Source organism: Pseudoalteromonas sp. S16_S37, from assembly GCF_014694405.1.
Lineage (GTDB): Bacteria > Pseudomonadota > Gammaproteobacteria > Enterobacterales > Alteromonadaceae > Pseudoalteromonas.
This window is the reverse complement of the sequence record NZ_JAAUWV010000084.1, coordinates 1-12,718: the sequence shown is the minus strand read 5'-3', so window position 1 is coordinate 12,718 and position 12,718 is coordinate 1. Positions and strand designations below refer to the sequence as shown.

The window sequence follows — 12,718 nt, the reverse complement described above, 5'->3', positions numbered from 1 at the left end:
TAATCTCCATTTTGCAAGGTTTTGAGGGGTGAGAAAACAAACGTTGCAAAATGAGGATAGTAAGATCGTTTAGATCATCAAGAAGATCAATGCATTAAGTGATTTTCAGTGTCGACTACTTAAGGAGCTTACGAGTAACTTTGCGTTGCAAAAAAAGACCGACGTAATCACATGTAAGTGATACGCCATAAACACCCAACTATACGCTTGTTCCGTATTTTTAAAGGAGGTGCTTTATGGCTACTCAAACCGCCGTTAACGGTCAAACTGCTGATTTTGGAACTAAAACAAACACAAAAAAAGCCCAGAACGAGCTGGACTTTGGACGAGATAAAATACTCAAGGGATTTTCCCAAGAGAGTTCTCTAGGGATTACTTGTTAAATTCTTCTTTTGACAGCTCGCCATCTTTGTTTGCATCAAGCTCATCAAACAATTTCATTAAGCTTTCAGATGCTGCAGCTTCACTTTTACTAATAACACCATCTTTATTAGTATCATAATCAGTAAAAGTGCCTGCCATTGCAGATGTGCTCGCTAACAATACAAGTGTTGTAAGTGCTACGTTTAGTGTTTTCATGGGTCATTCTCCTATTGCTTAAAATGTGCAAATTCTACTGGGGTAAGTTCGTTGTCTTTATTGCTATCAAGCTTGCGGAATTGGCTTGCAAGCTCGCTTGATACTTGCGCTTCAGTTGGGCTGATCACACCGTCATTGTTGCTATCTAACGATTCAAATGAATACTCTGCCGCAAATGCAACTGCGCTCACTAAAAATGCGGATGTTAAGGTAAAAACGGTTGTTAATTTCATGTTGTACTCCAAACCTTTAATTGCTGTTTTTTAATTTCATACCTGGTTAATGGGGAGGCTCATAAATCCGCCACCTAAACCCTATTCGCTCTTAAACTTTGCGAACTCTTCAGGGCTTAATACGCCATTGCCATCAATATCTAAGTCTTTAAATTGCGCCATTAATTTTGGTAACGCTTTGGACTCACTTAAGCTGATTACGCCGTCACCATCTGAGTCGATTACAGAAAAAGAGGTACCTGCTTGTGCTGTTAGTGCCGTAGCAGACAGTGCTATAAATGAAAGTTTAATAAGACAATTTTTCATCATTTGACTCCTTGTGTTGTGCTTTAGCCAAACTAGCGCCTACTCGCTAGTGGCCGTTTTAGCAGCTACCGATTTGCCCGTCGGTAGCGTTTGCTTGTGTCGTCGTAACTATTCCAACTTTAATGCCAAAATAAATAAAACAATTAAAAACAGATAGTTATCAATTTTTGAGCTGATTAATTCAGGTTTGATTAAGAGAGTTTGTTGCTTAATTGCAACAAGCAATATCGATAAAACAAAGTATTTATTAAAAATCAACGTGTTAGCTTGTTGCTTTTTAACAACACTATGAATACAAAGGAGCGGGTGATGAATATAGAATGGTTAAAATGGCCACAATCTTTGTACTTTGCTAAGATAAAAAATTCGCCAGCTAAATTTTTTTCACAATCTTTAGGGCAACAGGCTCGATTGGCTATGCTTCTCGCCCTTGTGCCTATTATCGCGTTAACTTTATGGTATGCCCAACAAGTTGCCAACCAGCAGCAAAAAACCAACCAAATTTACCAATTTAATCAGTCTCTTATATTAGCTTTCACGACATTAAAATCAGATGTCTCAGCGCTAGAAAAAGCACAACTCAATAATCAGCTTTTAAATAATGCTCAACTGCAAAAAACCATCGAAAATAAATGGCTAACCACCAAAAAGAACATTGAATTTTTAAAAAAATCACTTCCCTCTGAGCCACTTGTTGCGAAATGGCAACAACTACAAAAACTAACCCCAAAAATAGGCGCTGTTGATGTTAATTACGAGCAGCTCCATCAACAAATCGACGCTCTAGAACCTAACTTTAATCAATCAATACAAAACCGACTTTCTGATAGAGCTACAGCGTTTGCCAAAATCAATCGCTATTTTCTATTTGGACTGCTGTTACTTATTCCGTTACTTATTGTTATTTCTTTATTGGTGATCCGAAAAGTCACCCGTCAACTCAATGCATTTGAAAAAGTCATATTGCAATTGGGCAATGGTGATTACACCCATCCCATCGAGCTACATGGCAGTGAAGAGTTTGTTGCTTTAGGTAAGGAACTAGATTGGTTACGCGAAGAACTGCAGCGCAGCCATAAGCAAAAGGACGTATTTTTAAGGCATGTTAGCCACGAATTAAAAACGCCGCTAGCTTCTTTAAAAGAAGGCAATAGCCTACTGCAAAGCGATAGCTTTGGTCATATTACTGCGCCTCAACAACGTATTATACTGATCATGGATAAGGCACTCTCTCGTTTAGCAACATTAATAGATGATTTACTCAATTACAGTGCGGCAAATCACGCAATGTCACGACAACTGTGCACTTTTGAACAGCTTAGAATAGAACTAATCGAGCACTTTGAGCAGCCACTTTCGCCATCCCCCCTAGCCTTTGAATGGCACAACCAAAATGACAGCGCAACAGTACCTTACTTACCGACCAAGCTTATCTTAACGCAACTGATTGGTAATGCGCTGCAATACGCCAAATCAACAATCAAAATTCACTTTAACGTGCACCACGAGTTAGTGTGTATCGATGTGATTGATGACGGCCCAGGAATTGAACTCAGTGAGCAGCACAAGCTCATGCAACCTTTTTATCGTGGTAAGCACAGCGACAATCATCAAGGCAGTGGTTTAGGTCTTGCCATCGTTGCTGAATGCGTCAAGCAACTTAAGGGCTCAGCGAGATGGCAACATACCCACGCCGGTGCTCATATCTGCATTAAATTCCCTACTCAAGGAGCGGTTAGTCATGCGTAACCTAGTACTGATATCGATAACGTGTATGTTGGTAGCTTGCCAAGTCACGTCAGATAAGATGGGTGTATTTGTTGGGCCGAGCAACTCAAAACAGCAGCAATTTGCGCCACTGGATGTTTTGGTACAAGCCCATTTAAATGTCTGTGATAACCAGTCACGCAATGCCCTAACAGGCTACCGAGGACACCAAAAATTAAATGAGTTTTTTCAAGCTTTTTGCAAAGAACGCTCAACAACTACTCAGCTGCGGCTCATAGCTCAGCTACATCAGCAAGATGATTGGCCGCAAGATTATCGCAACTATTTTGCCCTGTTACATCAACACACAGCAAAACTAAGGCAGTACAAATTAGATAACCTTGCGCTTAAAAAGCAGGCTTCCGAGCAACACCAAGCATTACAAGACGCCAAGCTCGCACTTGAGCAATTAAAGCAAAAACTCGCTCAAATTGAGCAGCAACGCTTAGCCTCCCCTTCAACCCTAAATATTGAAAACGACGTGTTAGGAGTTAAACAATGAGCAACAATACAATTCTACTAGTAGATGATGACGCATCGCTCATCGAGTTATTGGCAATGCGCCTTGAAGCAAACAATTACCATGTGCTAACCGCACACCGTGGTACACAAGCGCTGCAACTACTACAGCAAAATAGTATCGATTTGGTCATAACCGACTTACGTATGGCACATATGGATGGGTTTGAGCTATTTGAAAATATTAAAAAAAATCACATCGGGCTACCAGTAATCATGATGAGCGCACACGGCTCTATTCCTGATGCAGTCGACGCCATGCAACAAGGCTTTGTTAGCTTTTTAAGTAAGCCGATAGAAAGCCAAGCGTTACTTGAAGCCATCGAGAACACCTTAAAAAATCACAAAAAACGCGACAACGCCCTAAGCAAGCATCACTTTCATGGCTTAGTCTATCAAAGCACTGCCATGCACCAAGTTGTACAACAAATTCAAGCGCTTGCCCCAAGCCAAGCCAACATTTTAATTCAAGGTGCAAGCGGTACAGGTAAAGAAGTCACCGCCAATGCGATTCATAAAGCAAGTAATTATGCTGATGGGCCTTTTATTGCAATTAACTGTGGTGCAGTGCCTGCGCATTTATTAGAGTCAGAACTATTTGGCCACAAAAAAGGCGCTTTTACCGGCGCAACGCAAGACAAAGTGGGCTTGGTGCAAAGTGCTGATGGTGGCACGCTATTCTTAGATGAAATTGGTGATATGCCCTTAGATTTACAGGTAAAATTACTGCGTGTATTACAAGAGCGTAGCGTCCGCCCTGTCGGCGGACATACTGAACAAGCTGTTGATGTACGTATTGTCTCTGCAAGTCACAAAGACTTATATCAAGCCGTAGCCAATAAAGAGTTTAGAGAAGATCTTTATTACCGACTTAATGTGGTATCAATTCGCTTGCCGAGCTTGCAAGCGCGTCCTGAAGATATTCCGCTACTAGCTAATCGCTTTATAAAACGTATCGCTGATGGGCAAAAAGTTATTAGCCCACAAGCAATGACCTGTTTATTGAGTTATCACTGGCCCGGTAATGTACGACAACTACAAAACGTCATAGAGCACGCCTCAGCGCTTAGCTCTTCAAAGCTTATTACGGCCGATGTAGTTGAAAGTGCAATTCCAGAGCTGGGAGAAACGAGCTTTAAAGGCCTTAATGATGCTAAAAAGCAATTTGAGCATGACTACATTAAAAAAGTTTTGTCTTTGTGCCAAGGTAATGTTGCAGAAGCCGCAAAGCTTGCGCAAAGAAACCGTTCAGACTTTTACAAGCTGCTTAAAAAGCATCAAATAAGTTGCTAGAAAATATAGCGAAACTGGGCGTTAATGGTTATTGTATCTATACTGTAATAAACGTTAAATGTATCTTTTTGGCGTAAAAGCATATTTAGTTATCGTGCAAAAATAACTACCTATGCCTGAGTGTAAAACACCACCCTCAGAGAGCAACAGTACACAATACTCAATGACAACCCTTTGCTTGGTGCCCATATTTAATAATAACAACCTTCGGACACCTGCAAACAGCCTAATCACAGGAGCACCTTATGAGAATGCGCCAAAAACTAATCGTCAGTTTTTTGCTCACTGTTATCGTGCCAATTTTAGCAATATCCACAGTCAGTATCTCAAAAACCAAAGAAGAGTCTTTAAACAGCTTTTTGGACTTTTCACGCAGTGAAATACGCCAAATTGAAAATACTTTTGTGCTGTTTTTTGAGCAAATGAAAAACAATGCTCGGTTTCTAGCACAACATAAATCGGTAAGCGGTATGCCAGATAACATTGCCCAATATTTTGGCGCAGAAAAACCCATGACACCGCTTAAAAACTCTCCTCAAGAAGGCGAAATATTTGAGTTTTACACCGCTTTTGGGCAAACCCATCCTGAGTTGCTGTTTGTTTACTTAGGATCTGAGTATGGTGGGTTTATTCAATACCCCGCAGAACCACTAGGCAATTACGATCCACGTAAGCGCCCATGGTACAAAAATGCAAAATCCTCTCCTAAAGAAGTGATTATTACAGAGCCATATCAAGGGGTTACTGGCCAAGCCATGGTATCGGTGGCAACTGGTATCTTTAATGATGATAATTTTGTTGGGGTGCAATCACTAGATGTAACCCTATCAACTTTGACCGACATTGTGAGTAATATAAAGCTAGGCGAGACTGGCTACTTGATCTTATTAGATGGCAAAGGGACTATTTTGGCAGACCCTAAACGACCCGATAATAATTTTAAAAATATAAAAGATCTTGATGTTCCGCTTTATAAAAAAATAGCGACATCGGGTGACGAACCTTACATTAGCATCGAGATGAAAAACAAAACGGTCGATGCCACGGTCTATCATTCAGAAAAGCTCAACTGGCGTTTTGTTGCCGTGATTGATGAAGACGAAATCCTCTCATCTGCATACAGTATGTCTTGGAGCATCACGATAATAGCGCTAGTTATGTTAGTCATATTCGGCATCATTGCAGTCACTTTGGCTAACAAAATTGTTTTTCCGATTGAGCGCGTATCTGAAGGGCTTCGCGATATTGCTCAAGGTGAGGGTAATTTATCAAAACGATTACAAGTGATTGGTAATGACGAGATCAGTGAGCTGGCTACCTGGTTTAATCAGTTTTTAAACTCAATTAATGCACTCGTTAAAGATATTCAGCAAAATGCCCATACGTTGAATAGCTCTGCACAGCACTTTGAAACACAAATCAAAGATATACGCAGTCAATGTCGCAGCCAACATGGTACGGCAAATCAAGCGGCCCACAACACAGAGTCAGTGCATCATATGGCGCAAAACGTCAGTCATAATTGCCAAGGGTCGTTAGACGAAATTGCCCAAACGGATCAATTTGCGCACTCTGGTAATACTTTGATCAGCAATACGGTTAACCAAGTTGCACAACTCAATAGCTCACTAGACGTGTCTGCTGCTGAAATTTCTCAACTTGAAAGCGAAAGCAATAACATCACCAATATTTTGGGAGTGATCAGAGGCATAGCAGAGCAAACCAACTTGCTGGCGTTAAATGCCGCAATAGAAGCAGCCAGAGCAGGGGAGCAAGGTAGAGGCTTTGCAGTGGTTGCCGATGAGGTTAGAACACTTGCACAACGCTCACACGATGCAACGCAAGAGATTGAACAAGTGCTTACCAAGCTAATAGAACAAACGCGTTCAGTATCGGCCAAAATGACTGAAAGTGTTGCAGCGTCAAATGAAGCCATTGAGCAATCAGAACAAGCGCATCAGGTATTTGAAAATATCGCCAGTAGTGTCACCAAGGTTAAACAACTTATCACAACCATTGCTAACGATGCTCAGCAACAAGGCGCTTCGGCAAGCCAAACACATGATCAGATAGCTGGGCTCACTGAGTCGGTAGCACAGGTAAGCCAAGCCTCGGATAGCCTTTCTGAGGGCGCAAAATCACTGGTTGACCTTGCGAAAAGCCTTGATCAGCTAGTTGGTCGATTCCACATCGACTAATGCATTAACGGTGACTAAGCACACCATGCTGAGCTTAGTCACTGTGCGTTAATTTATAAATGGATAGTATCAGGAACAAAAATTTAGGATGGAACCCATTGCAAACACCCACTACTGACCACGAGAAAACGATGTCTGAAAATAGTCATCAAGACGTTCAACAAAATAGCCAAACGCAGCGTAGTTGGCTGTTGTTATGCGCTTTATTACAAGCATTAGGACTGTTACTTCTTCATCAGGCTTTAAGCTTTGACTGGCAAATAAGCAAATCGCCTTCTTTAATACTCACAGGCTATGCAATATTGTTAACTGGCCCGACTCTTCTGATTTATGGGGTTACACTCACCACTAAAAGGCACTTTTATAATATAGTCATTGCCTTTACGATTATTGCTGCTTTACTTGGCGCGTATACTGGCACACACATGCTCTACCCTGAATACCCTGACTTGCTCTCTCATGGATTTAATTTTGCCGCGGTAATGTCTTTATTAACCTTTAAGACATTTATATTTGCCTCTTCCACTGAGCAAAAAAATGGTCAATGGGAGGTGAGTTACTCGCAGTTAATAGGTAATACTTGCAGATTAATCATCACCCTACTACTTGCGGGTATTTTTACCCTGATCGTGTGGTTAATCGTGGTGCTATGGGCCGAGTTGTTTAGCACAATCGATATTGATGTTTTCAAGGATATATTTTACGAACCTTGGTTTGTTTATCCTACCTTGTCGCTTGCACATACCATTGGTGTTTTAAAAGTGCGCAGTAGCAACAAAATAGTTAATACTGCCAATCATCTTATTCAAACTTTGTCGTTTGCTTTGTTACCACTATTGTTACTGTTGAGTTCGGTGTTTTTAATCGCCATCGCATTTCAGGGTTTAGATGCCCTTTGGGACAATGGCGGCAGCAACCTCGTGTTTGTACTTACGTTATTGATTTTATTGGCTCTCAATCTAGCATTTCAAGACTCTCAAACATCGCCAAAGATAGCGCACTTTGCCAATATGGCATTGCTCGCTGGCATCGCCATTTTACCAATATACTTGGCGATTAGCGGTTATGGCTTGTGGCTAAGGGTTGAGCAGTATGGTTTTAGCGTGAGTCGGTTATGGGCCGTTTTCACTTGGACGTTCCTGACTTTCTACCTCGTGTGTTACAGCCTATGTATCTTCAAAGATAAGCTCAATTGGCTGCGTTCTTTAGGTACGATCAACACACGCTTAGGCCTGTTACTCACAGTTGGGTTATTACTAACGCAATCACCAATATTGAATTTTAAATACCTCAGCGCTCAAAACCAGTTGGCGCGGATCCACGCAGGGCTAACGGCGGTTGAAGACATTGACGTTTACTACTTTGCACATGAGCTTGGGGTTGCTGGCACTGAAGCACTCATTGAAATTGAAGCGCATTATGCGCAGCAATATCCACAACTTGGATTAAGAATCAAAGCAGCATTGGATAACACAGAGTATGAGGGTTTAGACAATAAGCAATTTGATATTGCCAGTGCACTGAAAATAATTGGTACACAGACCGAAACGACATTGCCCAAAGAGCTACTACAAAAATTGCAGGAATATTTATCCGACTACAAAGCGATTGCAGCCAACAGTACTGAACTTTTGATATTGCCCGTGGAGCTCAACGACGATTCGCAATTAGAATATGTGTTTATCTCAAAACAAAATAACTACTCTGATCTATCGCTGTTTTATCTTGAGCAAGGACAATGGCGTCGCCGAGCACTGCACTTTAATCATAGTGATGAGCTGTCTGATCAAGAATTAGTAGATATGCTCATAAATGGCACCTTTGAGATAGCACCTTCAAAATTTAAAAGTATCAAAGTCAACGGTGTGCGCCTACAGGCGTTTGACTACTAACCTTAATTTGTTGGGCGCGGTTAAAACCGCCCCAACGATGCTCAGTTATTGCTTGGCGTTTTTAGCTATTTCTTCTATTATTAGACACTTACAGCATTAAAATATAGCCAATTATTTAGTTGCCTTTATGAAATCATTTCCTTCTCTTTATTTTACAAATTTTTTTCTCGTAGGCGGCACTGGCTTACTAACCACCTATCTAGCCCTCTACTTAGGACAGCATGACGTCTCAACGTTTTGGATTGGTCTGCTTACTTCCTGCTACTATCTTGGCCTGCTACTGGGTTCGAAATTAGGCTATCACCTCATTAAGTCGGTGGGACATATTAGAGCATTTGCGGCCAGCACTGCCATTGTAACTGCGTGTGTTGCCAGCCATGGCGTTAGCGATAATATTTACCTTTGGCTTGTGCTGCGCTTTGTTGTTGGTTTAGGCATGATGTGTAATTACATGGTGCTAGAGAGTTGGTTGAATGAGCAAGCAGCGCCCGAACAGCGGGGCCGAGTATTCTCGTTTTACATGCTAACGTCTTACTTAGGTATGGTGGGTGGGCAGTTTGCCCTGTCGCATTTCCCAGAACTTGGCTATGCACCACTATTTTTAATCTGTATTGCACTGTCGTTTGGTATCGTGCCAATTTCGATCACTAGAAGAATACACCCGAAGCCATTAAAACCAATCCAAGTAAGCATTGTTGGCTTTTTTAAAACCATCCCACAATCATTAACAGCAGTGTGCTTTGCAGGTGTGATTAATGGCAGCTTTTATGGTCTAGCGCCCACTTTTGCTAGCCAAGCAGGATTAAGTGCAGAAGAAATTGCCATGTATATGGCGGTAACAATATTTGCAGGATTGTTGGCTCAATGGCCGATGGGAATCATTTCTGACAAGATTAGGCGCAGTATTCTACTACGTACCAATGCGTTAATGATCGGACTCATTTCACTGGGGTTGTTTTTCTTGCCAACACAAACGCCACTGAGCTATTGGCTAACATTTGCCTTCGGTCTATTTGCCTTTACTATTTATCCACTTGCCTCTGCGCTTGCCAATTCTAGAGTGGATGATGAACATAGAGTGGGCGTATCATCAGCCTTACTGGTTGCTTTTGGTGGTGGAGCTTGTCTTGGTGCAGCAGCCATTGCACAAGTAATGACGCATTTTGGCCCCCACTCACTATATGCCACATTTGCTGTGCTTACGGTTTTTATGTACGCAATGTTAACTTACATTAATGCCCGCCAAAAAGCAGAACAACCAGAGCCAACAGACTATGTGGCAGCAACATCAGATATTACCAGCTCCCCGCTTGCCGCTACGCTTGACCCTCGTATTGAAGAAAAGACGGCACATGAGCAGATGTTGATTGTTGATGGGCATATCATCAATACCGATATTTTTGCTGATGAGTTAGACGAAGCAAGTGAACCACAAGCGCAAAGTAAAGATAGTGAGCCTTGTAAATAAAAGCAGCATTACATAATACAGCTTTTCAGCGCTTATGTTAGAAGGTGTTATCGGCACTGGCTACTCGATAACACCTCACTAATCAACTGATACGGTACCTTTATTTTATCTGCATGCTTACCAGTTGCTATTCGCTTTTGTTTTCAAATTCATTCGCAAATTAAGAAAAGCACTCGCAAATAACACTCACACGACAAAAAACCACTTTTTATCAAAAATTTAAAATTGGCATAGTGACTGCATCGACGTTATTGACCACTAAGTAAAAAACCACGAGGTATCCACCATGTATACACAAAACACCTATGCCAACCTAAAAGCGCTGTACCCAGAACTAAATGCACAGTTATTTAACAGCTCTCACGATTATCGCAAGCAAGTACTCAGTATGGTGTCAGCTCAAGAAGCGATGTTACACAACTTGAATCAGCAGTTTATGGGAGAGGCTACCGAGGCGAATAGGGATGAAGCCTGCGTACTTGGTTATAATTGATGTGCCACTTCAGCAGCATTAGATTTACGCAACTTATCCTAAATCTAATGCTGTTCACTTTGCCCTATCGTGTTAGTTAACTCTATAACCCAGCCATTTGCTCAGTGACCATGATGCCCACTTTCGCAAGTCTATCCTTGCGCCAGTCTAGCCACCACTTAGTGGCATGATTAACAATAAACTCTCTGTATTGAGCCTGACTTTGGCTGTTTCCCTCATCACGCTGTAACTCAAGTAGCATTAATGCACTATTAAGGCCAATCCAAGCAACATGTTGCCCTCGGCCTAGATTAAACGCTGTTTTAGCGTGCTCAATTGCTTTGTCGGTGTCTGCAAGCTCTCTATAGTATTTGGCGTTTAACCACGCTAAGCGCGCAGGTTCAGTGATTTTTTGTATTACTGCAAGTGCCTTTTCTGGCTGCCCTTCTTTTAAATAGATTTGCGAAAGCGCATCTGCTGATGAGAAAAACACCCAATAATTGTCTGGTGTGATTGGGGCATCTAGCACCAGGTGATAAAACTTAATTCGCTCACTACGCGTGTCAGCAAATAATGCAAAATGATACATTGGCAGCATGTAGTGAGAGTCGTCTAAGTGATATTCCGCCAACAAGGTTTTTGCTTGTATCAAATAATCCATACGCTCTTTTTTAAGGCCAAACTTGCTTGCCTTAATAGAGAGCAAAGTATACGCACGGATCTCTGCGACAGGCTTTTTACCTAACCGCGCTAAACTCGCCGCTTTGTATAAATGATGGCGAATAAATTCATAGTCCTCCTTGGTGTGCGCTACCGTGTGTGCAAGCTCTGCAATAGATTTATTCACTTTAGCTTGCAAGTCATAAATATTGGCATCCAAAAACAATAAATCAGCTTGTTCAAAGTAAGTTTGCGCATTAACCGGGTCGCGTTTGGCTTGTAATAAACGCCCCTTTAACCATTTCCCGTAGCCATAATAAAGCGGATGCGTGAGTTCACTTTGCGACAAAAGCAAGTCAATGTTACCGCTTGCAGCGTCAAAGCGTTTTTCGTCGATAAGGTGCTCAATTAGTATGGGTAAGGCATGTAACGAGCCATTTAAGCTCTCATTAATTAAGGTTAATTCAGACGACAGCAGGGAGTCTCTTTTTTGATTAAAATAATTGCTATGCGACAGTGTTGTTATAAGTGCCTTGCTTTGCCTTACCAGATCAGACATAGACGCACCATAGAGGTAACTTGTCCAGCTTCTTTGCGGGCCTTGTATTACTAGCTCAAGTAGATACGGCCGCTGTTTGGCTGTCGCGCCATCACCATTGTTTTTTAAAACGCCCGTAAAGGCTAATCCTTTTGTTAACCCTAACTGCTGATATTGCATAAACGGCGAGTTTATAAACTCCCGAGTATCAACATTTAAAGTAGCATCAACAAAATCAAACTGAGTGTTTAGTTGTTCAAGTTCAGTGGCAAAATGGCGTGGGCTGTCAGCAGTAAAAGGGATATATGCAAGGGAAATATTGGTATCTGATAGAGGTTGTGACGTAATTGAGTGAACGCTCTGCTTATAACCTTGAGCCCAATATAAGCTAAATACAACGCCCATAAGCAAAAAACTACAAACAATAGCCAAAGCGTAGCTCGTCTTTTTAATGCGCACCGTTTTAGCTGCTTGAGGCATTTGTATAGACTTTGAAGGCAATGGCGACGGCGTTTTACTAGCGCCCATAAGGTTGGTTGCAATGCTTTCTTTTGGCTTGGTGTTATTGTGCGCGCTGGTGTTTTCGCAATAAGTTAATGCTAGCTGCCATTGGTAACCTTTTTTAGGAAAAGTTTTGATTGATGCCTCTCCTAAAATCGCCCGTAATTGGCTGATTGAATCGCCCCGAGTTCATCGGAGACTAGTTGTTTAAGTCAGGCTACTTTACCTGACTCTTTTAAATTATCATAGAAATCAGCTTCATATTGAGCTGGTGAAATATATCCAATAGAAG

General features: G+C 41.6%; 12 protein-coding genes. 8 read left to right on the top strand and 4 right to left on the bottom strand.

Annotated elements, in window-relative coordinates; all coding sequences use genetic code 11:
• Positions 1–236 precede the first annotated feature (236 nt).
• Entirely contained in the window at positions 237–383 is a 147-nt protein-coding gene (locus HC733_RS20805; RefSeq protein ID WP_190366897.1) for a hypothetical protein, read from the top strand.
• On the opposite strand, the gene HC733_RS20800 is transcribed toward HC733_RS20805, so the two are convergent.
• From HC733_RS20800 to HC733_RS20790, 3 genes are all read right to left on the bottom strand, one after another.
• The gene (locus HC733_RS20800) at positions 373–579 is read right to left on the bottom strand and encodes an EF-hand domain-containing protein (protein ID WP_171624936.1); all 207 of its coding nucleotides are present in this window, start codon (positions 577–579) and stop codon (positions 373–375) included. The two genes, HC733_RS20805 and HC733_RS20800, sit on opposite strands and share 11 nt — an antisense overlap.
• 11 nt (positions 580–590) lie before the next feature.
• Positions 591–812: a hypothetical protein gene (locus tag HC733_RS20795; protein WP_190366896.1), complete on the bottom strand. Its 222-nt coding sequence runs from the start codon at positions 810–812 to the stop codon at positions 591–593.
• An 81-nt stretch (positions 813–893) separates the two neighbouring features.
• The gene (locus HC733_RS20790; RefSeq protein ID WP_238937647.1) at positions 894–1,121 is read right to left on the bottom strand and encodes an EF-hand domain-containing protein; all 228 of its coding nucleotides are present in this window, start codon (positions 1,119–1,121) and stop codon (positions 894–896) included.
• Positions 1,122–1,427: 306 nt separating this feature from the next.
• Between HC733_RS20790 and HC733_RS20785 the strand changes: the two genes are divergently transcribed.
• From HC733_RS20785 to HC733_RS20755, 7 genes are all read left to right on the top strand, one after another.
• Positions 1,428–2,867 carry a HAMP domain-containing sensor histidine kinase gene (locus tag HC733_RS20785; protein ID WP_190366895.1) on the top strand — a complete coding sequence of 480 codons (1,440 nt, stop codon included), beginning with the start codon at positions 1,428–1,430 and terminating at the stop codon, positions 2,865–2,867.
• Positions 2,860–3,387, top strand: coding sequence for a hypothetical protein (locus tag HC733_RS20780; RefSeq protein WP_190366894.1), 528 nt, complete (start codon positions 2,860–2,862; stop codon positions 3,385–3,387). The genes HC733_RS20785 and HC733_RS20780 overlap by 8 nt, the downstream gene beginning before the upstream one ends.
• Positions 3,384–4,697, top strand: coding sequence for a sigma-54-dependent transcriptional regulator (locus HC733_RS20775; protein ID WP_190366893.1), 1,314 nt, complete (start codon positions 3,384–3,386; stop codon positions 4,695–4,697). The genes HC733_RS20780 and HC733_RS20775 overlap by 4 nt, the downstream gene beginning before the upstream one ends.
• A 245-nt stretch (positions 4,698–4,942) precedes the next feature.
• Entirely contained in the window at positions 4,943–6,895 is a 1,953-nt protein-coding gene (locus HC733_RS20770) for a methyl-accepting chemotaxis protein (RefSeq protein ID WP_190366892.1), read from the top strand.
• 131 nt (positions 6,896–7,026) lie between these two features.
• Positions 7,027–8,787, top strand: coding sequence for a DUF4153 domain-containing protein (locus tag HC733_RS20765; RefSeq protein WP_190366891.1), 1,761 nt, complete (start codon positions 7,027–7,029; stop codon positions 8,785–8,787).
• A gap of 127 nt (positions 8,788–8,914) precedes the next feature.
• Positions 8,915–10,255, top strand: a complete 1,341-nt coding sequence (locus tag HC733_RS20760; RefSeq protein WP_190366890.1) for an MFS transporter — start codon at positions 8,915–8,917, stop codon at positions 10,253–10,255.
• Between the two features lie 286 nt (positions 10,256–10,541).
• On the top strand, positions 10,542–10,748 hold the full coding sequence (locus HC733_RS20755; RefSeq protein ID WP_190366889.1) for a hypothetical protein: 207 nt from the start codon (positions 10,542–10,544) through the stop codon (positions 10,746–10,748).
• 82 nt (positions 10,749–10,830) lie between these two features.
• Here HC733_RS20755 and HC733_RS20750 read toward each other — a convergent pair whose 3' ends face one another.
• Positions 10,831–12,453, bottom strand: coding sequence for a tetratricopeptide repeat protein (locus tag HC733_RS20750; RefSeq protein WP_190366888.1), 1,623 nt, complete (start codon positions 12,451–12,453; stop codon positions 10,831–10,833).
• Between the last annotated feature and the right edge of the window lie 265 nt (positions 12,454–12,718).